We start from the raw sequence: 23,806 nt of genomic DNA, 5'->3' as shown, positions 1-23,806 counted from the left end.
GGCAGGGGCGAAACGGGCGTACATGCTGAACGCGTTCAGCAGCAGCGAGGGGAAGGCGGGCGGGGGATTAAAGCGGCGGGTCAGGCTATCACAGCCTTGACTGGCCCGGCGCTGACCATCGGATCGAGGCAGCGGCGAGCGATGGCTGGCGCCTGTCGTCTGCGGATTTCAAGCGCGCCCAGGCGTATCGCGACAGCCCGCTTCGACAAAGAAATGTCGTAGTGGGGCCTGCGCGTGATGGGCGGCCCCTGATACCAGCGCCGGGACACGCCGATCTTATCCGCCATTGCGTGCAGCTCGTCCAAGGTGTCGGCAACCATGTGGCACATCACCATGCGGCCATAGCGCGCACGCATGTCATCGACGTAGACCGGCATCAATCGTCATCCGCGGGCCGGTACAGCGCCACGCATCCGCAGTTGGCAGTCTCTTTCACGGGCGCCTTCGGGTCGCGCGGGTACATCATCTTCACCTGGCCGCCATTGAGCCTGAACGGCTTGTCGAAGCGCACGCGCTGGCCGTCGATGATCACGTGGTTCTGGCGCGGTGCGAGCTTGCCGCTCTTGCGCCAGGTCTTCCAGCTCACCAGGCCGAACAGGTCGAAGTACTTCTGCGCCTGCGCCTGCGCGCCGGCGCTGTAGGCGCGCATGACTTCGGTGCTGACGATGGTGGCGGCGCGGTCGATGCCACCATCCAGCCGGGCTGAAACCTTTTTCATGGCATCGAACGGCGACTGCGTGCCGATGATGACCAGGCCGAGTTCCTGATTCACGCGGTTGGCCATGTCGAGCGTGATGTCGCGCACCTTGCTGGTCAGGAACACGCGCATGCCTTCGAGCTGAGCGGTGCTCACGGTCGGCAGCACGACGCCGGCGCGGACCTGTAGCGAGGTGGCCACCGCTTCGGATGCAGCGGCGATGGTGGTGACCTGCGACGCACCGGCCGCGGACGCGGCGGTGTCGCCGTAGGCCTGCAGCGTGCGGCGCACGCTGGCTTCGAGCTGGGGCAGGTACCAGGCCTGCCACTCGCTGGGCTGCGCAAGCAGCGTGGCGCTGATGTCGGCGGCAGCGAGCGCGAGCAGCCGGCGGATTTCAGCCTCGGTGTCGGCGACGATGCGCGTCAGCTCGCGCAGCGCGTCTTTCTCGTCGTCGTTCATTCCGCGTCATCGGCGGGCGGGGTCTGCTGCGCGGGGTTGCCGCCGGCGGGCGGCGATATCGGCTCGCGATAGAAATCCTCTTCCTGCCGGCGCTTCGCTTCGTCATTCTGGCGCTTTTCGCGTTCGGCGCGGGCGGCCTTCAGCTCCTCGGCTGCATCGAACTCGACGCCCAGACGACCCGCGATCTGCTGAACCAGCGCGACGCTGGTCTCCTCGGTGATCAGGCCGCGGTCCGTCGCGAGGATGACGCTGGCCACCACCTGCTGCATGGCCGCCGCCCACTTCGTGGTGTCGCGCGCGGTGAGTTCCGGGAACACGGCCTCGCACTGCGTCTGCGGATCGTTCCAGCGCGGTTCGACGGCGCGGGCGCCCAGGTACTTGCGCAGCTGGTAGCGCCCCACGTTCTGCAGGATGTGCTTCCACAGGCGTTGCCGCATGCTCATGACCTTGAAGGTCGGTTCGCCCATCTCAGCACCGACCGCTCGGTTCACGTCGCCGCCGCCGCCGAACCAGTGCTCCGGCAGCGTGCCACCGCCCAGGGCATGGTTACGGAAGAGGCGCGCAACGGCCTCCGAGTCATTGCCGTTCAGGTCAGGGGCCACCGCCTGCCACTTCTCGTTCTCGTTGTGCACGCGGATCGCACGCGGGCCGGGTGTCCGCATCTGCTTGGCGCGCGCATCGACCGTTGCCTGGTCCGACCCAGTCAGCGTCACGTCCCAGATGTGCGCCCGCGTGTCCTGTGCGCGCTCCAGCTCGTTGAACAGGTAGCTGTCGTAACCGTCCAGCCAGTCGGCGACGGCGAGCAGGTCGCTGCGGCCGCGCTTGCCAGCACTCAGCACATTCACCTGGTAGTAGAAGCATTCACCGTCGATAAAGGTGTCGCGGATAGCCTGCGTGCGCGAGGTGAACAGTTCTTCGTCGGGCCCATTGACGATGACGCGGTAGCGCAACGCACGGCCCTTCGCGTCTTTCACCGTCACGATGCCGATCGGCTGCTCGGGGTTGTCCGGGTCATGCACCACGGTTTCGATCAGCGCCGGGTCGAGGTAACCCAGGCGCACATGGCCGGTGTATTCATTGACGAAGGTCGGCCAGCACTGTTCGCCGAACATCGCGAGTTCGCGCACCTTGCGTTCGAGCTTGATGTCCCAGCAGTTGATCGGGTCATTCCAGAAATCGTTGAGCACCAGCTGCAGCACTTCGTCTTCGTGCTTGAGCGAAACACCTTCGGCGAGCATGAAGGCGATCGGCAGCTCGATCATCCGGTTGGCCAGCGCGTTGGCCTCCCACAGGAAGGCGGCGGTTTCGCGCATGCGGTACTGGCTGGTGGGTGACAGGTCGCGGCGGGTGTCGCCGGACAGCCGGCGCCAGCCGTCTTCATCGTTGTCGATGGTGACGCCAGCCGCTTCCGTCACATGGGCCGGTGTGGTCGAGGTGGCTTCTGCGGGTGCATTTTCGGGGGCGAGGCCCACGAAGCGAAAAATGGAGTCGATCAGCTTCATGCGAATACCTCGGGAAGGCTGTCAGAAACGGTCCGACCGGGGGGTATCGGGCGAAGGGTGACCCGATGCCGCACCTCGACCTCGAAAACGCCTCTGAGGGGCTTAAAACGCGTTGGGGTGTTCACCGCACTCTCCGACCGAAAATCGTGCCGGTGCGGTGCTGCTCGATGCCGAAGTCGCGCGGGCGACGCGACAGGCTGCCCATGCCGCTCGCGCGCTGCGGGGCGTAGGCCTCGGGCTCGGCCTCGACGGTCGCACCCGCGGCGGGCTCGCCCTCGACCATCGTCGAAGCCCAGGCCAGCACACCCGCGATCGCGCCGTCGCCGTGTCGGTAGCCGCCGTCGCTGCCTTTATCGCGGCCTTCGTCCATACGCGGCCGGCCTTTGTCGAGAATGACGCGGCGGTGGTCGGCCACTTCGTCTTCGCCGTGCGTGGTGGTGATCGAGCGGTCTTCGAACGCCGCCTTGTACGGCGGGAAGTAGGTGGCGTACCAGGTCGGGCTGGCCATCACGCACTCGATCCGGCTCACGCCGTAGCGCTGCATCGCCGCCTCGGCCAGCTGCTGGCCGTTGCCGCGCGCATCGAGCTTGCCGTGGAAGAACAGCGGCAGGCGATCGACCAGGTAGAAGAACACGAACTGCTGGCAGTCGAAGGGCATGTTGCGCTCTTCGAGGTGCAGCGCCACCGACCAGCGGCCCGGCGCCACGTCCTGCTGCAGCACCTTGGTGATGGACAGGTCACCCGAGCGGCCGAAGTCGCGGCCGACCACGGTGCGCCGCCCGGCCATCGAGTCGATCACCGGCTGCAGGTTGTCGCGGCACCAGCGCTCCATCTCTTCCAGGCGGTCCGGGCGCAGCACGAACTCAGCGGGTCGTGCCAGGCGCAGCGGCTTGATGTCCGGCGACTGGCAGCGCTCGACCAGCGTGCGCGGGATGTAGACGCCGCTGCCAGCCTTCGGGATGCAGTCCAGCTCTTCCGCCGCGCGATCGCCGTAGAACGCGTAGATGCTGTCGCGCCAGGCTTCCTTGCTGTCGAACTTGAAGCGCGCGCCCTGGATCAGCTTCACGCGCTCGTACAGCCCGTCGCGCAGCGCGTCGTCGAACGTGGTCTGGTGCAGGCTGTAGGCGTACTTGCCGGCGCGCACGTCCTTCACCAGCAGGTTGAACGGGTTGTCCTCGCCGTTGTGCGACGACATCACATGCACGCGCCCGCCCCAGATCAGCAGCGCGAGCGCGGCGGTCAGCAGCCCGTCGAGGTCATCGTGGAACGCCGCTTCGTCGATCGTCACCTTGCCCTGCTTGCCGCGGATCGAGCGCGGCCGCGACGACAGGGCGAGGATCTTGTGACCGCTCGCGAAGTCGATGCGGAACGCCTTGATCTGACGCACATCGCCATTGGCGCCGATATCGTCGAACAGCGTTTCCTGCATCTGCCCGGCGGCGTACTGGAACGCGTTGGCCCACATCGCGCAGTCGTCGATGTACTCCCGAGTCATGTCCTCGCTGTAGCCGATGTACAGCGTGTCCATGCCCTCGTTCGCGCGCGCGCTGGTCAGCACGCTGTCGGCCGCGTCCGTCCAGCTGGCGCCGATGCGTCGGCTCTTCGGCCAGATCTTCACCGGCGCGGGGTCGGCGATCCAGCGCTGCTGATACGGCAGCATCACCGGCGGGGTGGCGGGCCTCACCTGGTCAGGCAGCATCGGCGCGCCTCCGGATCTCGCCGGTCAACGTGAGCTTCCAGCCCGGCATCTCGACGCCAAAGGCGAACTCGGCCGACGCGGCGGTGAAGCCGTACAGGACGCCGACCAGGTCGAACCACCATTCCGGCACGCCGTTGCGCGCCGCGACGCGCGGCCCCTCCAGTTCGAGGCCGCCGATATAGACCGGCACCAGCCCGCAGAACCAGCCCACATGCGTGTAATCGCGCTCGATCTCGGCGCGACTCAGTCGCTTGAACACGGCCATCAGCGCACTCCCTGCGCCGTGCGGTGCGGCACCTGTTCGCGGAACCACTCGTCGCCGCAGCGCGGGCAATGGGTGTAGTCCGCGCCCTCGACCACGCGGCGCTGATGCACGCGGTGCCGGTGCTGGCACAGGCGGTTTCCGCAGGTGACGATGGGGTCGCGGATCCGCAGATCGTCGCTGTCGTGGCTCACGGGATCACCCCACGATGCCGAGGATGCCGGCGCGGATCTGCTCGATCGCATCATCCGACAGACCACCGGCGCGGCCGACCTTCGCCGCCGCGTCGGCCGCAGCGCGTGCGCGCTGGGCGACTTCGCCCTGGTAGCGCTTCAGGTTGACGCTGGCGCGGGTGAGCGTGGCGATGTTCTTGGCCGCGCTGTTCAGCAGCTTCATGCGGTCGACCTGATCCTTGGTCTCTTCGACTTCCTGCAGCTGCACAAGCGTGTTGAAGATCTCCGACTGCACGATGCTGATGATCGCGCCCGACCTGTCGTCGGCTTCGTCGGTGGCCAGCGCCGCGATCTCGCGCGCGGCCTGTGTGCTGGCGCGCACCGACTCCAGCCGGCGCTGCAGCGCCTGGCCATACACGTGCACGGCGCTGCGGCCGATCTCGAAACCCTCTTCGCGCAGCCAGTCGGTCAACGCCTGGTAGCCGCCGAAGCCGCCCTCGGCCAGCCGGCGGTCCAGCTCGGCGCGCAGCTCGGGCGACAGGTCGGTTTCGATCTTCGAGCGGGGCGGCATGTCAGCCCCAGTACTTGGCGGGGCGAGCGATGCCGGGCTCGACATCCACGGTGTATTCCACGACGTCGACGCCGTGCCGCGTGAGGTCGGCCAGCCATACGCCTTCCGGCCGCTTGTTCAGGCACACCAGTTCGCGGTCGCCCAGGTAATCCAGCTCGCGCCGTACTTCGAGCGCGGTTGCATCCGGGTAGATGCCCTGAAGCACCTGCAGCACGACCGCTTCGTGGATCTCGACGGGGCGCGAGTTCTGCAGCGTGAGCAGGATGATCCAGCGCATCTGCTCGCGGCGGGCTTTCTGAAGGTCGGGCGTCATTTCTGGGTTCCTTGTACTTGTGCCACCTGTATCTGCACGTTCTCGACGCGCACGTGGATGGCGTCGAGCTTGGCTTCGATCACCGTCTGACCGCGCACATAGTCTTCGCGGCGCACGTAGGCCACCGGCAGCTCGGCGCGCAGCTCCAGCAGGTCGCGCTCGATGCGCTGCCAGTTGACGCGCTCCTGCTCCTGCCCACGCACCAGGGCGGCGAACTGCTCGTCCTGGCCTTTGAATCGCGTGTCGAGCAGCTTCGTGAACTGAGCGATGAGCACGCGCCCCAGCGTCCACATGGCGCTGGCCAGCGCGCCGACGATGACCAGCCACGTACCTATCTGTTCAGGGGTGATCGTCACGCCGCTCGCCCTTCCTTCAGTCCGGTTGAAATCTCTCTCATCTGGCCGTGCCGCACGACGCGGGCGGTGTGCACGCCCTCGGCTGCGAGCCGGCGCACGATCTCGTCGCGTGTGGCGCGGTTCATCACGCCCTTCATCGCGAGCACGGTGGCGGTGCCGTCGCCGGGCTTGAGCACGGTGAACAGCAGGTCGTACGGGGCCTTGCGCGCGTAGCCGTCCGGCTCGGCATAGCCGCGCACGATGTACTGCACGGCGTCGAAGTGCAGATGCAGCGGCAGCGCCTTCTCGGTGCCGTGTTCGGTCACTCTCACCATTGCAGCCACGCCCCCACGCCGATGAAGTACTCCGCCTGCACGCCGGGCCGCTCGCCGTTCAGCGGCATGTCGGCGCTGGCGAGCGCGCCCAGTCGCAGTTCTTTGACCTGCGCAATCTGGGCGCGCGCCTGCGCTCGGATGGTCGGCTCGCCGCGCTTCAGGCCCAGATACACGCCGGCGTCACTGCGCACGGTGGTATCGAGCCACGGCAGCGGCTCGTCGACGACGTACTGGCGTGTCTCGCCGGTCTCGGTGTCGAGCACGGCGGTCACGGTCTGCGGGCGGTCGCTGGCGGCGATGCGCGACGACTCCAGCACCACGGCCGCGGCGTCGGCCTGCACCGCCTGCGGCAGCTTCACCGCCGCCTTGGCCTTGGGTGCGTAGGTCTTGAGTGGCTTGGGCGGCACGATCCATTCGACGGGTGCGGACTCGATCTGCGGCGCCTGCGTGGCGACGGTGGCCACGTCGCGGGCGCGGGTGGGTTCGGGAGCGCCGGTGAAGCTGTCCCAGAACTTGAGGCCCAGCACCAGCAGCACCAGCGCACACACCAGCACGACGACGCCCAGCAGCATGTGGGGCCGCCAGTCGCGCAGCAGTTGATCGCCTGAATTCACAGCCCGGACCGCCCGACGCTCGCCTGGCGGATCACGCGACCGAAGATGATTGCCAGCGCGATCCAGCGCACCCAGTGCTCCGGCAGGTACTGCGCGATCGCGGGCAGGTAGTCGTAAGCCACGTCGAGCGCCAGCAGCAGCCCGGCGAACTGCACGCTCAGCAGCTTGTGCGCGCGCTGCCAGTCCTGAATCAGCGCGAGGGTGACGGGGCCGAGGCGGATCATCGACGCGCCCGCGCCTTCCGCCGCGCGCGCTCGCGGCGCACGGCAAGGCGCTTCGCGGCGGCGCGCTGCTCACCGGCCACCGTGCGGCGCACGCGGTGCGGTGCGTGCAGCCCGGTCTCGACCGAGTGCATACGCACGCGCGGTGCGCGCATCAGCGGCGCCCAGCCCGCCGACCAACCCGGATTTGCGCCCAGCGCTAGTATCTGCAGCGCAGCGAGTATCGACTTGCCCATCCGCATCATTTGCCCACCTCCGGCGCCGTGTGTTCGGCCAGCGGCTGCAGGCCGCCCGCCAGCCAGGTCGCAACGTCGAAGCCGGGGCACACCTTCACCCACTCATTGCGCGTGATCTTGCCGTTGTGGTCGAGGTCGGGGCTCAGGTCGCGGTGACCGCACACGCCGGTCAGGCGCGCCGGCGTGACCGGCTGCAGCGGCACGCGGTTCGCGGCACACAGCTCGCGCACCAGGTCGGCCAGTTGCGCCCACTGCGCCGGCGTGTAGCGCTGCTTGCCCACCAGGCAGATCGCGAGCGCGGGCGTGTTGTGCCCCTTGGCGTGCGCCGGCACCTCGTTCGGGTGACGGCCGGTGAATACCGCGCCATTGCGTGCGATCACGATGTGATAGCCGACCGCGCGAAGGTGAGGATTGAAGGCCTTGAGCGCTGCCGACTGGCGACGGAAACCGCGGTCCCAGTGCCAGGTGTCGATCTCATCGACCGGCGTGCGCAGCTCACGGCCCGAGCCGTAGAACAGCGTGCGGTCATCGGGCGTGGCGGAACAATGGATCGCCACCAGCGTGGTCCTGCGCTGGGCGGCGAAAACCGGTTCGGCGTTGGGTGCGGGGGTGGCGGTGTTCATGCGGCCATGATGGCCGCGGGGGGAAGGCGCTTACATGCTGAACGCGTTCAGCGCGGGTGCTGCAGGAAGGGTTTCAGCCTAGCATGAAGTCGAGACGGAAGTCTGCCAGGCCGGTGGTGCCCAGCAGGAACATCGCGATGATCAGCCAGCCTACGATTTCGGCGAGGGTGCGCATTGCGCCCGGTTGTCGTCTATCCCGCGTTCGGCCTCATGAGCCAGCGATGTGCTGCAGGCCTGTTTCTTGGATAAGCCGCGGAGCGGCGGACAGATCGGCGTCCCCCTCGCTATGGCAGACACCAAGACGGTACAAGCGGCCGTCGTGCAGGTAGTTCTCTCCTGCGTATAGGTACTCCTCGCCGTCTTCGTGCGGCACGCGCACAGAACTCCCGGCCTTGATCCACAGTGTTTTCCCGTTCCACGGCCCGCCCAGCAGCAGCCATTGCATACCTTGGTTCATCTCTGTCCTTTCGCTTCGGCACCAGGCCGAACTGTGCGCTCCAGCGGACCCGCCGCCGGCTGCGCCATTATCGAACAATCAGCGGGCGGGCCGCTGAGCTTCCGCGATCAACTGTGGGCGGATGGTGACGGGGTAGAACAGTTCGCACTGGCAGGCGGCGCAAAACATCCAGTCTTCCCAGCCGCCCAAGGCTTGTGCATCGCCCGTGTGCACCCGCTCGGAGTGCGACCACTCGGCGCAGCATTCCGGGCAGGTGTCTGGGGCCTCGCTTTCGCCAAACCGGCCGGCCTGTCCGTCTGTCATCTCCCCGTTGGGCCTCAGCATGGGTTGTCCCATCGGCCGTCAGGGCGAGGGTTCATCCCTTCCGGCATCACCCGCGCAGGAACTCCTTTATCCCTGCACTCGGCAGCTTCATTGAGCGCGCCTTGCAGGGGCTGGGGTTCCGAGTTCCACCACCAGTCAGGTGCAGCATCGAGCCCGCAGTTGACGTCTATCCAAACCTGGAACAGCCCAAGTTTGATTTCTTGGCTGTCGGTTGCTTCGACTATTTGGCGTTCAGTCACCATCCCCATCGTTTCCTCCTTTCAACGTCCTGTGCAGACCCGTTCTCAATCAAACAGACTCAGATTCCGCTTGTCCGCCATCGCGCCGGCGCCGCTGAGCAGCTTCTGCATGCCGCGCTCGGTCATGCCTTCGGACAGCGCGAGATCGCGGGCGGACTCGCCGCGGTAGAAGCGTTCGACCAGGCGATTCACGTAGCGGGCGCGGATGGCCAGCTTGCAGCTGGGCACCACGATGACGGTGCCGCCGTACTCGTCGCTCAGCTTCTGCGCGGCGTCGAGGCCGATGCAGGCGACGATGGGGTGCGGGCCGTTCTCCTGGTTATCGATCTCGGCGCGCAGCGGCACGTACAGCCGCACGCCCGGCCAGCGGCCAGCCAGCGCGAAGGTGGCGGCCTCGCCGATGCGCGCGACCAGCTCGGCCGCGAAGGCCGGCAGCAGGTCGGGATCGAGGTCGAGCGCGTGCATGATCAGTCCGCCAGCTCCACACCGCCGCGTGCGGCCCAGCCCTTCAGCGACTCGATCACGCGCGAGGCCTCGGCGGTCGACAGCCACTCGGCCGCGCTCATGCGCGTCTGCCGCTTGAGCCAGGCCGACAGCGCGGCGGGCGAGCCGTCGCGCACCACGCCGGCCTGCGCGAGCGCTGCCCACAGCGCCCTGATCTTCTCCGCCTGGCCGTCGCGCGGCTTGCGCTGCTTACCCACCGTCGCGCCGCAGCTTTTCAGGTGCTCGATCACGCGCTTGCGGCCGGTCCAGTCGAGGTCAGCGGCCGAGCGCACCCGGGCGAGCGCAAACAGCATGTCGCGGTAGACGTCATCCTCCAGCCCGAGCTGCTTGGCGCCGATCTTGATCTGGGCGATCTCGGCGCGGCGCAGATCGTCGGCCGAGCGCGCCGGGCGTGCCTTGCGCTTCTTGGCCGGCTCGGCCTCGTGCTTGCCCACCCGCACGCCCGGCGCGATCTCGGTCATGCTCATAGCTTGACCTCGCCGTCGTCGATCACGCTGTCGTCGGTCATGTTGATGGCGACTTCCTCGACATCGTCGGCCAGGCGCGTCAGCTCACTCAGGTTGAACTGATCGCGGCCGTCCCACTCGCCCGCCATCGCGAGCAGCTTGGCGCGCATGACGCGCAGCGACCGGCGCTGATTGCCGGCCAGTTGCTTGTCAGTGATGGGCATTGACGCTTCCTTTCGTCGGTGACGGGTTCAGCAGCTGGTGCGCGCGCTGCCGGCTCACGCCCAGGCGCGCACCGATCTGGGCATACGTGAGCCCCTTGCGTTTCCAGCGCCGGGCAGCCCGCAAGCGTTCGACGCCGTAGCGCAGCGCGCCGAAGGTGGCGAAGCGGCTGGTGCTCATTTCAACCGCTCGCCGCCAGTGACGTTCGTGGTCACGCCCGGCGCATCCAGGAAGCCGGTCGACTTGCCGCCAACGGTCTTCAGGAAATCCACCTCGGCCTTGGCGGTGTTGATGAGCACCTGCGACAGTTCGGCGACCACCTTGCAGCGCTCGATGTCCAGCTTCTTGCTGGTGTCCTTCGCGTCGCGCAGCGTGTCGAACAGGATCGAGCGCAGTTCGCGGATGTCATTGCTCATGGCTTTGAGCCCTCTCGTGTCGGTTGATCCTCCGCACGATGGCGGCGCGCAGATGAACGACCTCGCGCAGCTCGGGCGGCAGGTTGTGGATGGTGTTTCGCCGCATCAGGTCGGCGATGCTCACCAGTTCGAGGTTTTCCAGTACGACGTTCAGCCTGTTGCCGTCCTTGAAAACCAGCCGATAGCCCTTGGGGATATCCCGGCCGGCCTCTTTCCAGACGATGTGATGCACAGACACCCAGTCGCGCGGCGGGTAACCGGTATCGGTGAGCTTGCGCTGCAGGTAGCCATCTTTCGTGACGCGCTCGCTGCCGATCGGCATCCAGTTGCCCGGCTTGCTGCCGGGCTTGAAGCGGGTTTCCGCGCTGCGCCCGCCTGCCACCACGTGCTTGCCCTTGTTCCAGGGCACCAGGCCCTTCTGGAAGCGATTGGCGACGGCCTTCGGGTTATCGGGGTTCCAGCGGCCACCGTTCGCCCGCAGGTGCTCGGCTGACTTCTGCAGCCCGAGCTTCCCCGCCTGACCGTTGATCGCACATACCGTCCGCCCCATCGTGCGGGCGATGGCCAGCGACGTGTAGTGCGGAAACAGCCTGCGCAGCAGCTCACGCTCGGCCTCGGTCCACGGAGTCCTCTTGGCTACCACGGCGACCCCCAAATGACGGCCACACAGCCCGCTACCAGCGCCGCCAGGGCGAATGCACCCGGCCAGGTCAGCGAGTTCAGCAGCTGGATAAGGTCGGCGATCACTGCAGACGCTCCTTCGGATTCCAGTGGGGCGCAAAGCCCTCGAACAGCGGGCCTTCAGCGCTGGCACGGAAGAAGTCGAAGAAGGCATCGACCGACTGGAAGCCGTCGTTGCGGGCGAGCAGCCGCAGTGCGTCGTGATCAAGGCGCGCCCCATCCACGACCACCATGCGCTCCTGGAAGTCCATCCGGATTCGCCATACGCAGGTGGCAGGCGTCTTCATCAGCAACTGCGCGCCGCGCGTGCGCAGGCCGGTATAAAGCGCAAGCACGTCGCCGACCTCGGGCACCTTTCGGTCCTTTCGCGTGGCGCGGATGGTCATGCACTTCTCGCCGGCGAGCACAGCCGGGGCGAACTGGCGTTGGAAGTTGAGCAGGAAGCTGGCCATGATCACGCACCGCCTTTCCGCAACTCCACGCGCATGCCGGCCTCGATCAGCTGAGGAACCTCAGCGTCATCGACCGTCTTCAGGCGCAGTTCTCCGGCCAGGTACTGGACGGACTGCACCTCGTAGGTAACGGGGCGCTCGACGCCCGCTTTCCGGCCGCAGAAGGGGCAGTACGCGAAGAACATCCGCGCCTTGTAGGTTCTGGGTTTCATAGCGCCCGACTTCAGTTTCCATTCACCGGAGTACTGCACATCCATCGCGCCCATCTCGACCAGATTCAGCGTCTTGCTCGCGCCGAATGCGTAGCCCATCAGGTCCGCCCGGATGTTGCTGGCGTCCGGGTTCAGCACTGCGTATTGCTCGGCCAGCTTCGCCTGCAACTCAGCGCGGCAACTGCAGGTCAGCGCCAGGCTTTCAGAGTCGATTCCCATCACAGGCCTCCTTCGCGAGCAGACAGGACCGGCTTCGGGCCGCGCAGCGCTTCAAACCATTGCGGCGCTTCGGCTTCACCGTGCTCCGCGACGAACTCGGACCAGCGAGCCGCGTACTCCTTGCGCGCTTCATTCCAGCGGGTGTTCGCCTCATGGGCATCCGCCGATGCCACGTCCTGCTTCTGCGCGATGGCCTGTAGCTGATTGAGCTTCAGCAGAATGGCGCGGCTCTGTTCGAGAGTGCGATCGCTCATCGCGTCACCTCATGAATCCACGGCTTCACCACTTCCCACAGCAGCGGCAGGCCTTCGCGAAACGCCCAGCCAGCGACGATGCCGAGCAGCACGAACACCAGCACGAGTGCGATCAGTTCGCCATTGCGGAACGAGTACATGTCCTTCTCGCCTCGTCGCCCGACCAGTGCCTTCAACGCCGCCCAGATCACCGGCAGCTCGCCCATCACCACCCAGCGGCCGACCATGCCGACCATGAAGCACATCACAACGACCGCCACCAAACCACCACTGTCAAACGAGTACATCGCCTTCTCCTTTCGTCTGTCTGATCACCGTGAAGCCCCGCACGCGAGGCTTCACGCTGGGGTCAGCGGTGCTCAGCCGTTCAGCGCGTCGATAAGTGGTTTCGCCGGCTTGAACGCGACGGTGACCTTCTCGGGGATCTGCACCTCTTCGCCGGTGGCCGGGTTGCGGCCGGCGCGAGCGGCGCGCGTCTTGGGTTTCAGCTTGCCGATGCCGGGCAAGGTGATCTCTTCGTCGGCCACGTTGGCGGTGACGACTTCGCCCAGGGTTTTCAGGATGTGATCGACGTCCTTCTTCGAGTGGCCGGACACTTCCGATACGGTGCGGGTCAGTTCTTGCTGGTTCATGCTGTGGTGCTCCTGGTGGTTGGCCGGTCGCCCGGCGGGGTTGAAACAGATTCAGCGGCGGCGTCGAGGGCGCCGGCCGGGTCGGGCAGCGTGTCGGCCGGGCGGGTGCCGATGCGGGCGGCGAGGATGGCGAGGTGCTGCCACTGCTGGGCGCGCCAGCCGTCAAGGCCGATGAGCAGCAGGCCGATGAGGCCGAACACTGCGATGGCCCACAGCGGCACCTCGACCATCAGGTTCAGGACTTCTCGCATGTCGTCAGCCCTCCGAGTTGCAGCAGTTCGCCCTTGAGCGCGGCGATCTGCTCTTCCTGCCGCGCGATGAGCGCTTCGTCGTTGCGGATCATTTCGCGGCCGATTTCGGTGGCGGCGCGCAGCTCTTCGATGCGGCGGCGGATGCGCCACACAGCCAGCCGCTGGCGCACGCGCGCGATCACGCCGGGCTCGCGGTAGGTGTCGATGTAGGCGCCGGGCATCACGCCACCTCGCGGGTGCGGGGTTTGGCGGTGGCCTTGCCTCGCTTCTTCGCCGGCTTGTCGTCGTCGGCGACGCGGCGCTGGGCGTCGGAGAGGATGGCCTTCACAAGCTTGTCGACGTCGCTGTCGCCGATGCTGATGAAGCACCGGTCGGCACCGCTGACCAGGCGGACACCGATGTGGGCAAGCTGGCGCGGTTCGAGCTGGGCGAGCGCGTCGGCCACCAGCGTCTTCTTCTCGCGCACCAGCAGGTCGTACAGCTCGGGGTGCAGATCTTCGATGCGCTTGATCACCAGGTCTTCGTCGCCCCAGTCCAGCGAGTCTTCTTCCTTGCGATAGCCGCACTTCACGCCATCGACCGTCACGCTGCGCGGTGACATGAAGAGGCTCGGCGAGGCCTTGAGCAGCGCATCCAGCGCGGCCTCGGCCTCGGCGCGGGCTTGAGCGGCTTCGTCGATGCCGGCGCGGTGCTTCTCGGCGATGGGGGCGACGGCGGCGGCCAGCTCGCGCTGCTGCATCTCGGCACGCACGGTCAGTTCGCGGTTGGCAATGGCGAGGCGCTGGGCGGCTTCGCGAATGGCGACGAGTTCAGGCGTGGGTGCGGTTTTCTTGCTCATGGTCGTTTCCTTGTTCGGGTTGATACAGGGGTTGAACAATCAGGTCGGTCAGTCGGTAGGCCTGGCGGCGCGCGGGGGCGCGCTTGTAGGCGTCGAGGCTGACCATCAGGCTGTCGTCGCCCAGCACTTTCACGACGACGCCGAAGCGGTTCGGGTAGTGCCGCGCCTGGTGCGATACGCGCACCCGGCGACCGATCAGCGGGTGCTTCGTGTTCTCGGTGCTCATGTCTTCAGGTCTCCAGGCGAAGCTGGCCCAGCAGCTCGGGCAACGGGATGTGACGCAGCCGGGCTTCGAGCTGCAGGCTCTTCATGGCGCGGGCGCGCAGGAAGCGGCAGGTGTCTTCCACTTCGCTGGCGCGGATGGCGATGTAGTAGCCGTCACGCGGGGTGCCGCAGACTGCGATGCCGTCTTCGCGCAGCTCGGTGATGAGCGTGCGCAGGTGGCGCTCGTGGCAGCCCAGGCGGGCGCACAGGCGGCGCGCGGTGACGCCGCGTTGCGCGCCGCTGTTGCCGTTCTGCGCGAGGCTGGCGAGCAGATCGCTCTTGGTTGCGATGCGTGGCTGATTGGCTTGCTTGGACTGGGACATGGCGGGTTCCTCAGTGCGTGCCGACCGGCCGGATGTCGGCCAGGTAGGGCGTGACCAGGCCGCACAACTGGGCGAAGCGCAGGGCTTCAGCCGGCGCGAGCGTGAGGCTCATGCCGTCCTTGGCAAGCTGCATCGAGCCGTCGCTGTGCAAGCACCAGGTTGCGGTGATCTCGTCGCCACCGTCCGCGGTGGCGTTGGCGCGCTCCGCGGACGGTGTGGGTGCAACGCTGCAGGCCTCGGTAAAAGGTGCACTCGTTGGAGTAACCAATCCTGCAGTGCCGGTGTTTTTCCCCACCTCCGGCTGAGGGGCTGTCGTTCTGCGAACGGCGGGCCGGTTGATGTGCGCGGCGAGGGTGTCGCGGCGGAGCTGAGCGCGCTCGATCCGGCCCTTTTCGCGGGGCGAGAGAGGGGAAGTCAGCGTTTCGCGCGTGACGGCGACAGCGAGGGCAGCGGCGGCGCGCGGGGGCAGCTTGGCGGGCTTCAGATCGCCCCGCGTTTCGGGGTCGAACTTGGCTTTCCATTCCTTGTAGCTGCGGCCTTTGGCGTTTTCGCTCACGCGGAATTCGCCGATCTCGCGCATGACGCCGCGGCGATCCGGCGCAGTGACCTTGCAACTCACCAGGTAGCCATTGCCCAATGGGTTCTTGAGCATTCCGTGCAGGTTGGTACCGATGTGCGGATACGCCTCGTAGATGTCCGTGCTGCGCGCAACGCCACGTTCGGCGATGAAGTCGCACAGTTGCTCGGTGACGCCTCTGCTCTCGTCCATCGCCGTCGCCCTCGCTCAGTGACCGATCTGCTCGACCCAGATGCAGCGCACGCCGCGGATCTGGAACTGCCCGTGACGGAACTGCCGGCCGGTGGATTCGTCGGTCGACCAGTGGTAGTACGCCGCTTCGTCGCGCTCGACGCGCTCACGCAGCGCTTCGCATTCGGCGATGTGGATGGTCGGCAGCGCGCCCCATGCCATCTGCACGTTGATGATGCGCAGCCCCATGTCGGTCAGTACGCCGACGGCTTCTGCGATGGCGATGGTGGCGTTCAGGAACACGCCGTTGAGCGGCGAAACCGGCTCGGGCACGGTGCGCTGCGGGCGCACGTAGGAGACTGAGGCGCTCATGTCAGCAGCTCCGCACGATGTTGGCGTCGACCTTGGCGGCGCCCAGGTGCGCAGCCTCGTTCATAGCCCGGGTGAGCAGGTTGCCGACCAGCAGCGGGTAACACATCGAGACGCGCTCTTTCGCCTGGCCGACGCTGACCAGCGCCACAAGCCGCTGGCGCACGGCGTCATAGGCGTCAGCGGCGAACACCTTGCTGGCGTCGACGTTGATCACCTTCAGCCGGTGGGCGACGAAGTCTTCGAGGTCGCTGTCGAGCGGCAGCAGGGTGTGCACTTCGAGGCGGCGAGCGACTTCACGGGCGACGCCGGCGGCGTTGGCGTTGAGCTTCTTGGTCAGCTCGGGCTGACCGATGAGCACGATGGACAGCAGCTTCTGCCAACCCACCTTGAACTCGTGAAAGCGCTTGAGCAGCTTCAGGGCGTCGACCGTGAGGTCGTGCGCCTCTTCGAACATGAGCGTCGTGTGCTGCCCGGCCTCGGCCGACTCGGCGAGCAGCTTGTGAGCAAGCCGGCTCAGCGTTTCGTTGCTCGACGGTATCTTCGCGTCAGAGTCCAGATCGCGCACGATGGCTTCGAGCACCGCCCGGCCGCGCACTTCGCTCTTGTCCGGCGTGCTGACGTTGAGCAGACGCACCGGCAGTTGCTCGCGCTGGATGCGGTCGCGCAGCAGGTCGATCAGCGTGGATTTGCCGGCGCCGGACTCGCCGACCAGCGCGAACAGGCGGTTGTTCTTGACTGCATCCCACAGCGCTTCATTGGCGTACAGCTGATCGGGGCCGAGGAACACTTCATCGGCGCCGTGAAGGTCTTGCGGGAACGGCTCGCGGAACATCGAGAAGTGCTTGCGGGCTTGGGGTGACAGCATGGCGGGCTCCGGGGCGTTGAATTCCTGATCGGGGACGGGGTACTCGTTCTTGCGCGGACGGATGCGCGAAAGGTCGGGCGCGGCGTCGATCTCGCTTCCGAACAGATCGGCGTGATCGGCCTCGGCCAGGCCGCGGCTGCGCAGGTAGTCGCGGATCTGCTTTTCGATCCATTCGCGCGGAGTGCGCTGCGGCCACACATCGCGGCTGAGGATGGTGGTTACGGTGGATCGCGCCAGCAGCTCGCCGTCAGTGCCGCGGATTGCCAGGCGCAACATGCTGTGAGATATGCCGTTGGCGGTCATGACTTCGCGCAGCTTCATCGGACGCGTCCATTCAAGATTCGGGTTGATGTAGGCGGTACCGGCCGGTGTCGGGATGGCCCGCAATGTGTGTGTGCTCACGTGGTAACCTCTCGTCGTCGTTGCAGTCCGGGCGGTTTGCGATCTGGTGCAAGTTCGCTTGCAATCGCAATCCGCCCACCCTCGGCCCCGGTGTTCGCAGCACCGGGGCCGAATTCCTTCCGGGCTCAGCCCGTTGCCTGCTGGCGCTCGGCGCCGCGCAGTGCATCCACCTCCGCCTGCAGCCAGTCGGCCGGCACGAAGCCATCGCCGAACTGCGCCGACAGGCGCGCATACAGATCGCTGCTTTTGTCCCCCGCCGTGCGCAGCCGTCGCACGGCCTGCGTGATCTCGACGTTCGGTAGGTCGCGCGCGGCGATCTGCGCGCCGTGCTCGCGCCCGCGCTTGGGCAGGTAGGCAGGCAACTGGGCGCTTTCGATATGAGCGAACGGGTTCAGCGTGATGCCGCCGTCGCCGGTGAAGGCGGTGCGCTGCGCGCGCTGGCGCTTGGCGTCATCCATGCTGGGCAGGCCGTAGGCCTCTTGCGCGATGCGGTCGAGCTGGCGCTGCGCCTCGTTTTTCGGCGCGGCCTTGTAGCCCTCACCGATCACGGCGCCGGCGGCGATGAAGCCGTACTCGTTCAGCTCGGCCGGTGACACGGTGTAGGTGGCCACCGTGCCGTCGGGCGCATCGACCAGTACATCGACATCCGGCAGGCGGTAGGCATTGACCACCACGCGCACCTTCTGCTTGGGATACACGTCGGGCAGGTGGCGCAGGGTGTAGATCGCGCTCTTGTGGCCGGGGCAGGCGTAGCTGATCGACAGGTCACCGGTCACCGTGCGCTCGACCGGGCGCGACACCACCAGCTCGCGGCACAACTCGACCGGCGGCGCCAGTACGAGTTGGTCTTCGCGGATGCGTGTCCAGGCGCCGAAGCGCGTCATGCCGTGCCGGCTATGGCGTTCGGTCGCGCAGTAGGCGACGCGCCAGCGGTGATGCCAGGTGTTCAGATCATCGATGTCGGCCGGCTTCCACTGACGCAGCAGGCCTTCGAACTCGCGCTCGATCAGGTTGTGCAGGCCCTCGACCATGCCCTTGGCGCGCGGATTCTTCGGGCGGTGCTGGATCACCTGCACGCCCAGGCGCTCCAGCAGGTTGCGGCTGGTGGCGGCACGCGCTGCTGCACCGGGGTCAAGCATCAGGATGCGCGGCACGCCGTGAAAGGGCTGACCGGCGCGCTGCTGGATGGCGCGGATGAAGAACTCGTTGAAGCTGGTCGAGTCTTCCGCGCCGGCGTGGTAGTCGCTGTAGAACGCGCCGCTGGTGTGGTCGACGATGGCCCAGCGCAAACACAGGTCGCGCGCCACACGGGCGACCGCGTCGGGCTTGTTCTTGTAGACGTCCGTGTCGTCGATGGCCTTCACGCGCAGCCCGCCTTCCGGCGCGTAGAAGATGACGCACACCGAGCAATCGACCTGCCACACGTGGTTAGGGTGCAGGCTCACCAGGTTGGTGTGTGCGCTCGGCACGGCGAGCTGATCGGGGTGGCACTGATGCAGGCGCATCGCGCGCGAAAGCGTGCTGGTGGAAAAGCTGACCACTTCGCCGGTGTCTTCATCCACCGCGCCGAGTCCGTTTGCGATCAACTGCCGGGCCGCACCCTTGATCGTCATGGTGCGCTTGCCGTTCGCGCGGGTGGCCAGCGCCACCAGACCGCCGCCGATTCGCGCCACCTCTGCCGGAACGCGCGTGGTGCCGGCGTCGCTGCGCCGCTTCCGTGCGCGCGTCAGCCCCAGTTCGCCCATGCGCTTGTACAGCGTGGCCTGGCTCATCTGCAGGCGCTCGCACGCCTCGGCGACGATGGCATTCTTCGCCCCGTGCCCGGCGCTGGCGATGCGCGTGGCGTAGGCGCGCAGCAGGTCGATGATGGCGAGGTCGGCGGCGTGCATGTCAGGCCCCGACGCCCTTGGACATACCCTCGACGGCGCTCAGCCACTCGGGTTCGACCACGGCCTGGAAGTCCACGTCCATCTCACGCTCGCGTGCGATATCGGCGATGCGCTGGAAGGCGAAGTTCAAGCTGTCCGTCGCGATGCGGCGAAGGCTGACGGCGTTTCCGCCGCCTTGTGACGCGTGCGCCAGGATGTCGGCGATCGCCACATCGAAGGCCTCGACCTGCGCCAGCAGCGCGAGCGTGGCGCCCTGCACCTGCTCGACGGCGTGGCGATCGGCCGCGCGGGCGGCGCGTACCCTCTCGTCCTTCGTGCCGTGCTGCAGCTTTTCCAGCTCATCTTCCAGCTTCTCGATGCGCTGATTGCGATCGCTCAGGCGCCGGTCCTTCGCTTCGGCCTCGGCGATGCCCTTCTCACGCTCTCTGCGGATGGCGGCGCGCAACTCGCTGGTGCTCATCGCGTCGATTTCGTCGATGGTGCCCAGATCGCTGTCGCCGTCGGCCACCGCCTGCAGCTCTTCGTCGTCGAGCGCGACCAGTTCGAGCAGCTTGCTGCGGCCCAGGCCGAGCACGCTGTTGCGCTGTTCGCCCGTCAGCGCTGCGCTGAACTTGCGGAAGGTCTGCATCAGCTTCTGTGCCAGGCGCTTTTCCATACCGACCTGATCGAGCAACGCGACGAACTCTTCCGCCGGCTCGTTGGCGCGCACCCAGCACAGCACGCGGCCGATTTCGTACATGACCAGGCTGGCGTTCGCCATCAGCCCCTGAATCGTGGTGATCGCTGCGGATCGGCTGTACTCGGCCTGTTCAAGCTGCTGCGCGACCTGATTGATCATCGCCGCGCCGGACTGCTGCAGCGTCTGCAGCGCATGCGTGGCCTGCGGCGTGTCGATACCTGTTTCGACGGCCTCGACTTCGGCTTTCTTGGGGCGTGCCATGTTCTTGTGATCTCCGTTGGTTGAGGAATCAGCCGCCGACTTCTGCGATGGCGGCATTGATGCGCTGGCGGCGTTCGGCGGTGCGCGTGGCGATGCGCGTGAGTTCGGCATCGGTGGCGGCGTGGATCTGCATGCAGGCAATCGAAAGCGCCCAGTGATTGGTCTTGTCGTACTGCATGACCATCTCTTCGCCTTCCATCGCTCGCAGCGTGTTGAGCACGGTGGAGTCGTTCTCACCCAAGGCCTTTGCCAACTGCCGCAGGCTCACGCCCAGGTCGGTCTGCCCCTTGAGCAGCTTCATGATTCGCATCGCCCGCACGACGGCGCGCTGGCTAGTTGCGTCGGACTTCTCGGTGGTCACAGGTCAAGCTCCGGTTGGTTGTGCTTGGCGACGTTGGCGCGGTGCCAGGCGAGCTGATTCAGCCCGGCCGTCACCGACGCCAGCACCTCGTCGGCGCTCTTCTCGTCGCGGTAGAAGGACAACAGGTCGCCCACAGCGGAGTGCAGCGCGGTCTGCAAGTTGCTGATGTCGTCGGGTGTCGCCGTCTTGCCCTTGGGGATGTCGAGCAGCAGCTGGCCGCTCGCGCTGGCGTTCCAGCGGCTGATCAGGTTTATGCCGCATGCGGCCTCGAAGGCCAGCACCAGCCCGACCGGCAGCCGCGCCTCGCTGATGTACTTGTAGAGCGTGTCCCGGCTGTTGATGCCGCACAGGTCCGCGATGCGCTCGACGCTGAGGTTCCGCGCCTCTTTCGCGTACTCGATACAGCCGTACAGCGCGTCCTTCAGCGTGGCCGGAACGTACGACTTCCAATACGCCCGCCTTCTTGGATTCAGGCCCACGAAGCACCCTCCAAAAAAAGCGGGTTATTGCGTCCGAGTGAATTCGATTCACTGGCGTAAAATTCAGTCATCGGTGAAGAACACGTGACGGAAGGGGCGTATATGGACCGGATCGCAGCGCTGGAAGAACGCGTCGAACGTATGGGCGACTTGAACGCGGTTTTGATTGCAGGGCTGTGCGCGGCCGTCTCGCAGCTCCGCGACAGCCGATCCATCTGCACCATGAACTGGCGCTTCGACATCGAGAACGCGATCCGCAACTTGCCAATCGGCAACCCGGAACGGCGCAACGAGTCGCTGCAGAACCTGATGAACGTGATTGCGGTCATCAGCGCCTCGCATCGCCCGGCAGGGCAGTGAGGCCATACGCCATGAGCGCGACCCGCTCATACAGCGCAGCCTGTTCTTCCTCGCTGAAGGGGCGAACATCGTCTTCGAGCGGATCACGCGCAGTCACGGGCACGGGATGCTGGGTGCCGTTCATGTCAAACCTCGGCAGTCGCGCGAGCCGCGGCAGGCGTCGCCTTCAGCGCCTGGAACACCCTCTCCAGATCAACGCACACATCCCTGCGATTGCGGCGATAGACCTTCGGATACTTTCCCGGCCAAAGGACATCGACGTCCTTTTTCAGGAACCCCGCGATCGTCATGGCGACCATTCGCGACTTCGAGGTGCCATTGATCACCCCGCTCACCGTTGCCGGACTGACGCCGACAACACGCGCCACATCAGACTGCGTCGCCCCTTGTTCCTTCAGCAACGCCTTGATTTGTTCGGGTTTCATCGCTTCTCCCAAATGCGCCGATGTACGCGCTTAATTTTTTGCGCCTACAAACTGACTAACCGCAGAGCTAGAAATGGTTGATTTCTTCGCTTGCGATAAACCAAATATTCACCTTATGCGCATCGTAGTTCACGAAGTCGTTCACTGCAAGCGTTTTTATTCACTTGAGGTCAATCATGGAGCTTCCTGAACGTCTGGCCGAGGAACGAAAACGACTCCGGCTTACGCAGGCGGCGCTAGGGGCGTTGGGTGGCGTCACGAAGAAGACGCAGCTCGGCTACGAAAAGGGCCTTTCCAGCCCGACGGCCGATTACCTGCAGCGGATCTCGTCAGCGGGAGTCGACGTCGCGTTCGTCCTGACCGGACGGCCCTCTCAAGCCGTCGAGGCGCCGATAGGCAATCCCTCCGACGACACGGCGTTTGAAGAGGTAGCCCGTCAACCGCAAGGGGGAAGAGGCTTCGACGTCAGTCAGCGACTGCGGGAAGAGCGCATCCGCTGTGGGTGTGGACAGGAAGAATTTGGGGTGTGGCTCGGCGGTGTAAGTGCCAAGACGGTGGGAAACTGGGAAAGGAATGTTGGCGCCCCGGACGCGCGCCAGCTTGCCCAGGCAAGCGAACATGGCGTGGACGTGACCTACGTGCTGAGCGGTAGGCACCTACCAGCCGCCGAGGCCCCTGCAGCAAGCTACAAGGTCAACCCAAAAGCGACGTCGGCTGCACCGACGAAGGACTTCATGGAACAGGCACTGCACGCCGCCGTGCTGACGACCATTACCGGTTCTAAGAAGCACGGGCACAAACTTACCTCCGACCAGTTCATCCGCATGGTCATCGCGATGTTCTTCGAGTACCTGCAGGAACTTGAATCAGGAGTCGCCGACATCGGCATGGGTGACGGCACGCAGCAGCCTGGGCAGACCGGGACACATGGCTGACACCTTTGTTTGCACGCGTTCACCCTAACGGATGAGGCGCTGCGTTTCAGAGTGAAACGCATACGTGGGTAGCATTCCCCCTCAGCCACGAGGGACTGATGGGGGACGACGACGACATGTACATGCGTACTTTCGCCAAGCTTTTTCAGCCTGGTGAGGCGCCGTTGCAAGTCACACCCCGCTTTTTGTTGGCTCGACAAATGCGCGTGCATTGGTGGGCTGTTCATGCCGCGAATGAGCGTGAGTTTTCGTCTATTTCCACCATTCAAAAGGGCTTCGGTCATGATGAAGCACTACCGCTTCGCAGTAGCAGCCTGTCGTTTCGCCAAGACCGCCCGGCCGTCCGGCGCAGACAGCTTGGATGCGAGATCTGGATGGCTGGAAGCCGCCCGACATCGCGTAAGGGTCGGCGTGCGTTTTCTCGTTGCCGCTGCCGCCACGCACGGCTTCTTTGCACACAGATCGCTGAAGAAGATGAGTGCCCTTCGAGCTCATCGCGTTCCCGCCTTTGTCATCAGCATCGGCACCGCGATTTCGACAGCCGGGTGCGTCACTACCGGCTCGCATGCGAACCGGGTCGAGGTTTCTCAGGTAACGCCGGAGTTGATCAAACGGCAGATCGTTCTGACCGATTCATCCTTGGACGTCACAGCTACGCTGTCTACTGCGGGCATCGTGATGAACCGGTCCGGACATCTGGTCGCCCTTGTTGATAAGGAGACAGGAGGCGTCGCCTACAGTTACATCGCGCAGCTTGTCTATTCGGATGAAGGGTGGCGGTACTACTCCAGCGCGAACAGCTCTGTGAACAATTCCCCGCGCCAAACACCAGTACAGGTATTGAGTCGGAACGTTGCGGGGTGCTCGCGTGCGGTACGCACTTACAACTGCACCTACGATGAGCGGGTGGCTGTGCCAATCGATTCCGAAGCGGTGCAGTGGATTGCCTCGCTGTATCGAGAGGGGAGTGATGTGCGGTGGGTGCTTCGGTTTAACGGTGACAGGTCGCCGATCACACACGAGGTTCTGCCGCAGGAGGCAGTTGCCCTGCGAGCCGCTGTCGGCGAGTACCTTGCGCAACGTTCAACGGGTTCGGGTGCCATTCAGCCTAGGTGAATGTTGTTCATCAGGCCTTCCGCAAATATCCGGTTTCGTCCGGCCTCTTCCCGATTTATCTCGCGCGTTCGGGTTGGTTTATCTCCCGTCCCTTCACTCAGGCCGTGGGTCGGGCGCGATCCCTGTGGGAGCGGCCTTGG

General features: G+C 65.8%; 45 protein-coding genes. 3 read left to right on the top strand and 42 right to left on the bottom strand.

Annotated features, from left to right (window positions below; genetic code table 11):
• Positions 1–80 precede the first annotated feature (80 nt).
• The 40 genes from METRZ18153_RS0110555 to METRZ18153_RS0110360 form a co-directional block, all read right to left on the bottom strand.
• Positions 81–377, bottom strand: coding sequence for a DUF4031 domain-containing protein (locus METRZ18153_RS0110555; RefSeq protein WP_020164708.1), 297 nt, complete (start codon positions 375–377; stop codon positions 81–83).
• Positions 377–1,156 carry a hypothetical protein gene (locus METRZ18153_RS0110550; protein ID WP_020164707.1) on the bottom strand — a complete coding sequence of 260 codons (780 nt, stop codon included), beginning with the start codon at positions 1,154–1,156 and terminating at the stop codon, positions 377–379. Before METRZ18153_RS0110550 ends, METRZ18153_RS0110555 begins: the two co-directional genes overlap by 1 nt.
• Positions 1,153–2,658, bottom strand: a complete 1,506-nt coding sequence (locus METRZ18153_RS0110545) for a hypothetical protein (protein WP_020164706.1) — start codon at positions 2,656–2,658, stop codon at positions 1,153–1,155. The genes METRZ18153_RS0110550 and METRZ18153_RS0110545 overlap by 4 nt, the downstream gene beginning before the upstream one ends.
• A 121-nt stretch (positions 2,659–2,779) precedes the next feature.
• Entirely contained in the window at positions 2,780–4,357 is a 1,578-nt protein-coding gene (locus METRZ18153_RS0110540; RefSeq protein ID WP_020164705.1) for a hypothetical protein, read from the bottom strand.
• Positions 4,347–4,622, bottom strand: a complete 276-nt coding sequence (locus METRZ18153_RS0110535; protein WP_020164704.1) for a hypothetical protein — start codon at positions 4,620–4,622, stop codon at positions 4,347–4,349. Before METRZ18153_RS0110535 ends, METRZ18153_RS0110540 begins: the two co-directional genes overlap by 11 nt.
• Positions 4,622–4,813 (bottom strand): hypothetical protein, encoded by a 192-nt coding sequence (locus METRZ18153_RS0110530; RefSeq protein ID WP_020164703.1) that lies wholly within the window; start codon positions 4,811–4,813, stop codon positions 4,622–4,624. The genes METRZ18153_RS0110535 and METRZ18153_RS0110530 overlap by 1 nt, the downstream gene beginning before the upstream one ends.
• A 4-nt stretch (positions 4,814–4,817) precedes the next feature.
• Positions 4,818–5,363, bottom strand: a complete 546-nt coding sequence (locus tag METRZ18153_RS0110525; protein ID WP_020164702.1) for a DUF3486 family protein — start codon at positions 5,361–5,363, stop codon at positions 4,818–4,820.
• A gap of 1 nt (position 5,364) precedes the next feature.
• The gene (locus METRZ18153_RS0110520) at positions 5,365–5,676 is read right to left on the bottom strand and encodes a hypothetical protein (protein ID WP_020164701.1); all 312 of its coding nucleotides are present in this window, start codon (positions 5,674–5,676) and stop codon (positions 5,365–5,367) included.
• Positions 5,673–6,032 (bottom strand): hypothetical protein, encoded by a 360-nt coding sequence (locus METRZ18153_RS0110515; protein ID WP_020164700.1) that lies wholly within the window; start codon positions 6,030–6,032, stop codon positions 5,673–5,675. The genes METRZ18153_RS0110520 and METRZ18153_RS0110515 overlap by 4 nt, the downstream gene beginning before the upstream one ends.
• Entirely contained in the window at positions 6,029–6,346 is a 318-nt protein-coding gene (locus tag METRZ18153_RS0110510) for a hypothetical protein (RefSeq protein WP_020164699.1), read from the bottom strand. The genes METRZ18153_RS0110515 and METRZ18153_RS0110510 overlap by 4 nt, the downstream gene beginning before the upstream one ends.
• Positions 6,340–6,960: a hypothetical protein gene (locus tag METRZ18153_RS0110505; protein ID WP_020164698.1), complete on the bottom strand. Its 621-nt coding sequence runs from the start codon at positions 6,958–6,960 to the stop codon at positions 6,340–6,342. The genes METRZ18153_RS0110510 and METRZ18153_RS0110505 overlap by 7 nt, the downstream gene beginning before the upstream one ends.
• A complete protein-coding gene (locus METRZ18153_RS0110500; RefSeq protein WP_020164697.1) occupies positions 6,957–7,184 on the bottom strand; it encodes a DUF7940 domain-containing protein in 228 nt (75 codons plus the stop codon). The genes METRZ18153_RS0110505 and METRZ18153_RS0110500 overlap by 4 nt, the downstream gene beginning before the upstream one ends.
• Positions 7,181–7,426 (bottom strand): hypothetical protein, encoded by a 246-nt coding sequence (locus METRZ18153_RS0110495; RefSeq protein WP_020164696.1) that lies wholly within the window; start codon positions 7,424–7,426, stop codon positions 7,181–7,183. The genes METRZ18153_RS0110500 and METRZ18153_RS0110495 overlap by 4 nt, the downstream gene beginning before the upstream one ends.
• Positions 7,423–8,040 (bottom strand): N-acetylmuramoyl-L-alanine amidase, encoded by a 618-nt coding sequence (locus tag METRZ18153_RS0110490; RefSeq protein WP_020164695.1) that lies wholly within the window; start codon positions 8,038–8,040, stop codon positions 7,423–7,425. Before METRZ18153_RS0110490 ends, METRZ18153_RS0110495 begins: the two co-directional genes overlap by 4 nt.
• Before the next feature lie 208 nt (positions 8,041–8,248).
• On the bottom strand, positions 8,249–8,485 hold the full coding sequence (locus tag METRZ18153_RS0110480; protein WP_020164693.1) for a hypothetical protein: 237 nt from the start codon (positions 8,483–8,485) through the stop codon (positions 8,249–8,251).
• A 90-nt stretch (positions 8,486–8,575) separates the two neighbouring features.
• Positions 8,576–8,821: a hypothetical protein gene (locus tag METRZ18153_RS0110475; RefSeq protein ID WP_043363857.1), complete on the bottom strand. Its 246-nt coding sequence runs from the start codon at positions 8,819–8,821 to the stop codon at positions 8,576–8,578.
• Positions 8,815–9,063 (bottom strand): hypothetical protein, encoded by a 249-nt coding sequence (locus METRZ18153_RS20895; protein WP_157257233.1) that lies wholly within the window; start codon positions 9,061–9,063, stop codon positions 8,815–8,817. The genes METRZ18153_RS0110475 and METRZ18153_RS20895 overlap by 7 nt, the downstream gene beginning before the upstream one ends.
• A 42-nt stretch (positions 9,064–9,105) precedes the next feature.
• Positions 9,106–9,525: a hypothetical protein gene (locus tag METRZ18153_RS0110470; protein ID WP_020164691.1), complete on the bottom strand. Its 420-nt coding sequence runs from the start codon at positions 9,523–9,525 to the stop codon at positions 9,106–9,108.
• A gap of 2 nt (positions 9,526–9,527) precedes the next feature.
• On the bottom strand, positions 9,528–10,031 hold the full coding sequence (locus tag METRZ18153_RS0110465) for a regulatory protein GemA (RefSeq protein ID WP_020164690.1): 504 nt from the start codon (positions 10,029–10,031) through the stop codon (positions 9,528–9,530).
• Positions 10,028–10,234: a hypothetical protein gene (locus METRZ18153_RS0110460; RefSeq protein ID WP_020164689.1), complete on the bottom strand. Its 207-nt coding sequence runs from the start codon at positions 10,232–10,234 to the stop codon at positions 10,028–10,030. The genes METRZ18153_RS0110465 and METRZ18153_RS0110460 overlap by 4 nt, the downstream gene beginning before the upstream one ends.
• The gene (locus METRZ18153_RS0110455; protein WP_020164688.1) at positions 10,221–10,412 is read right to left on the bottom strand and encodes a helix-turn-helix domain-containing protein; all 192 of its coding nucleotides are present in this window, start codon (positions 10,410–10,412) and stop codon (positions 10,221–10,223) included. The genes METRZ18153_RS0110460 and METRZ18153_RS0110455 overlap by 14 nt, the downstream gene beginning before the upstream one ends.
• A complete protein-coding gene (locus tag METRZ18153_RS20155) occupies positions 10,409–10,648 on the bottom strand; it encodes a hypothetical protein (RefSeq protein ID WP_020164687.1) in 240 nt (79 codons plus the stop codon). The genes METRZ18153_RS0110455 and METRZ18153_RS20155 overlap by 4 nt, the downstream gene beginning before the upstream one ends.
• Entirely contained in the window at positions 10,638–11,303 is a 666-nt protein-coding gene (locus METRZ18153_RS0110445; protein WP_020164686.1) for an HNH endonuclease signature motif containing protein, read from the bottom strand. The genes METRZ18153_RS20155 and METRZ18153_RS0110445 overlap by 11 nt, the downstream gene beginning before the upstream one ends.
• Positions 11,304–11,391: 88 nt before the next feature.
• Entirely contained in the window at positions 11,392–11,781 is a 390-nt protein-coding gene (locus tag METRZ18153_RS20150) for an ASCH domain-containing protein (protein ID WP_043363855.1), read from the bottom strand.
• A gap of 2 nt (positions 11,782–11,783) precedes the next feature.
• Positions 11,784–12,212, bottom strand: coding sequence for a hypothetical protein (locus METRZ18153_RS0110435; RefSeq protein WP_020164683.1), 429 nt, complete (start codon positions 12,210–12,212; stop codon positions 11,784–11,786).
• Complete coding sequence (locus tag METRZ18153_RS0110430) at positions 12,212–12,466, bottom strand: hypothetical protein (protein ID WP_020164682.1); 255 nt, start codon at positions 12,464–12,466, stop codon at positions 12,212–12,214. The genes METRZ18153_RS0110435 and METRZ18153_RS0110430 overlap by 1 nt, the downstream gene beginning before the upstream one ends.
• The gene (locus METRZ18153_RS20145) at positions 12,463–12,753 is read right to left on the bottom strand and encodes a hypothetical protein (protein WP_020164681.1); all 291 of its coding nucleotides are present in this window, start codon (positions 12,751–12,753) and stop codon (positions 12,463–12,465) included. Before METRZ18153_RS20145 ends, METRZ18153_RS0110430 begins: the two co-directional genes overlap by 4 nt.
• Before the next feature lie 72 nt (positions 12,754–12,825).
• Positions 12,826–13,098, bottom strand: a complete 273-nt coding sequence (locus METRZ18153_RS0110420) for an HU family DNA-binding protein (RefSeq protein WP_020164680.1) — start codon at positions 13,096–13,098, stop codon at positions 12,826–12,828.
• Positions 13,095–13,349: a hypothetical protein gene (locus METRZ18153_RS0110415; protein WP_157257232.1), complete on the bottom strand. Its 255-nt coding sequence runs from the start codon at positions 13,347–13,349 to the stop codon at positions 13,095–13,097. The genes METRZ18153_RS0110420 and METRZ18153_RS0110415 overlap by 4 nt, the downstream gene beginning before the upstream one ends.
• Positions 13,334–13,570 (bottom strand): hypothetical protein, encoded by a 237-nt coding sequence (locus tag METRZ18153_RS0110410; RefSeq protein WP_020164678.1) that lies wholly within the window; start codon positions 13,568–13,570, stop codon positions 13,334–13,336. Before METRZ18153_RS0110410 ends, METRZ18153_RS0110415 begins: the two co-directional genes overlap by 16 nt.
• Positions 13,570–14,187, bottom strand: coding sequence for a hypothetical protein (locus METRZ18153_RS0110405; RefSeq protein ID WP_020164677.1), 618 nt, complete (start codon positions 14,185–14,187; stop codon positions 13,570–13,572). The genes METRZ18153_RS0110410 and METRZ18153_RS0110405 overlap by 1 nt, the downstream gene beginning before the upstream one ends.
• On the bottom strand, positions 14,159–14,413 hold the full coding sequence (locus tag METRZ18153_RS0110400) for a hypothetical protein (protein ID WP_020164676.1): 255 nt from the start codon (positions 14,411–14,413) through the stop codon (positions 14,159–14,161). Before METRZ18153_RS0110400 ends, METRZ18153_RS0110405 begins: the two co-directional genes overlap by 29 nt.
• Positions 14,414–14,417: 4 nt before the next feature.
• Positions 14,418–14,774, bottom strand: coding sequence for a hypothetical protein (locus METRZ18153_RS0110395; protein ID WP_020164675.1), 357 nt, complete (start codon positions 14,772–14,774; stop codon positions 14,418–14,420).
• Between the two features lie 10 nt (positions 14,775–14,784).
• A complete protein-coding gene (locus tag METRZ18153_RS0110390) occupies positions 14,785–15,543 on the bottom strand; it encodes a hypothetical protein (RefSeq protein ID WP_020164674.1) in 759 nt (252 codons plus the stop codon).
• 15 nt (positions 15,544–15,558) lie between these two features.
• Complete coding sequence (locus METRZ18153_RS0110385; RefSeq protein ID WP_020164673.1) at positions 15,559–15,894, bottom strand: hypothetical protein; 336 nt, start codon at positions 15,892–15,894, stop codon at positions 15,559–15,561.
• Position 15,895: 1 nt separating this feature from the next.
• Complete coding sequence (locus METRZ18153_RS20140; protein WP_157257231.1) at positions 15,896–17,161, bottom strand: ExeA family protein; 1,266 nt, start codon at positions 17,159–17,161, stop codon at positions 15,896–15,898.
• A gap of 125 nt (positions 17,162–17,286) precedes the next feature.
• The gene (locus tag METRZ18153_RS0110375) at positions 17,287–19,050 is read right to left on the bottom strand and encodes a DDE-type integrase/transposase/recombinase (protein WP_020164671.1); all 1,764 of its coding nucleotides are present in this window, start codon (positions 19,048–19,050) and stop codon (positions 17,287–17,289) included.
• A gap of 1 nt (position 19,051) precedes the next feature.
• Positions 19,052–19,990 carry a cysteine--tRNA ligase gene (locus tag METRZ18153_RS20395; RefSeq protein ID WP_020164670.1) on the bottom strand — a complete coding sequence of 313 codons (939 nt, stop codon included), beginning with the start codon at positions 19,988–19,990 and terminating at the stop codon, positions 19,052–19,054.
• Between the two features lie 28 nt (positions 19,991–20,018).
• Positions 20,019–20,351 (bottom strand): helix-turn-helix domain-containing protein, encoded by a 333-nt coding sequence (locus METRZ18153_RS20130; protein ID WP_020164669.1) that lies wholly within the window; start codon positions 20,349–20,351, stop codon positions 20,019–20,021.
• Complete coding sequence (locus tag METRZ18153_RS0110360; protein WP_020164668.1) at positions 20,348–20,830, bottom strand: hypothetical protein; 483 nt, start codon at positions 20,828–20,830, stop codon at positions 20,348–20,350. Before METRZ18153_RS0110360 ends, METRZ18153_RS20130 begins: the two co-directional genes overlap by 4 nt.
• Before the next feature lie 102 nt (positions 20,831–20,932).
• On the opposite strand from METRZ18153_RS0110360, the gene METRZ18153_RS0110355 reads away from it, so the two are divergent.
• The gene (locus METRZ18153_RS0110355; protein WP_020164667.1) at positions 20,933–21,190 is read left to right on the top strand and encodes a hypothetical protein; all 258 of its coding nucleotides are present in this window, start codon (positions 20,933–20,935) and stop codon (positions 21,188–21,190) included.
• Here the strand turns inward: METRZ18153_RS0110355 and METRZ18153_RS20890 are convergent.
• Both METRZ18153_RS20890 and METRZ18153_RS0110350 read right to left on the bottom strand, forming a co-directional pair.
• Positions 21,159–21,314: a hypothetical protein gene (locus METRZ18153_RS20890; RefSeq protein ID WP_157257230.1), complete on the bottom strand. Its 156-nt coding sequence runs from the start codon at positions 21,312–21,314 to the stop codon at positions 21,159–21,161. The genes METRZ18153_RS0110355 and METRZ18153_RS20890 overlap by 32 nt on opposite strands.
• A gap of 1 nt (position 21,315) precedes the next feature.
• The gene (locus METRZ18153_RS0110350) at positions 21,316–21,615 is read right to left on the bottom strand and encodes a helix-turn-helix domain-containing protein (RefSeq protein ID WP_020164666.1); all 300 of its coding nucleotides are present in this window, start codon (positions 21,613–21,615) and stop codon (positions 21,316–21,318) included.
• Between the two features lie 176 nt (positions 21,616–21,791).
• Between METRZ18153_RS0110350 and METRZ18153_RS20390 the strand changes: the two genes are divergently transcribed.
• On the top strand, positions 21,792–22,550 hold the full coding sequence (locus tag METRZ18153_RS20390) for a helix-turn-helix domain-containing protein (protein ID WP_020164665.1): 759 nt from the start codon (positions 21,792–21,794) through the stop codon (positions 22,548–22,550).
• 282 nt (positions 22,551–22,832) lie between these two features.
• Positions 22,833–23,666: a hypothetical protein gene (locus METRZ18153_RS0110340; protein WP_157257229.1), complete on the top strand. Its 834-nt coding sequence runs from the start codon at positions 22,833–22,835 to the stop codon at positions 23,664–23,666.
• The last annotated feature ends 140 nt before the right edge of the window (positions 23,667–23,806 follow it).

The organism is Methyloversatilis discipulorum, assembly GCF_000385375.1.
GTDB classification, from domain to species: domain Bacteria; phylum Pseudomonadota; class Gammaproteobacteria; order Burkholderiales; family Rhodocyclaceae; genus Methyloversatilis; species Methyloversatilis discipulorum_A.
The sequence above is the reverse complement of the archived record's forward strand: the minus strand, read 5'-3'. Positions and strand labels throughout refer to the sequence as shown.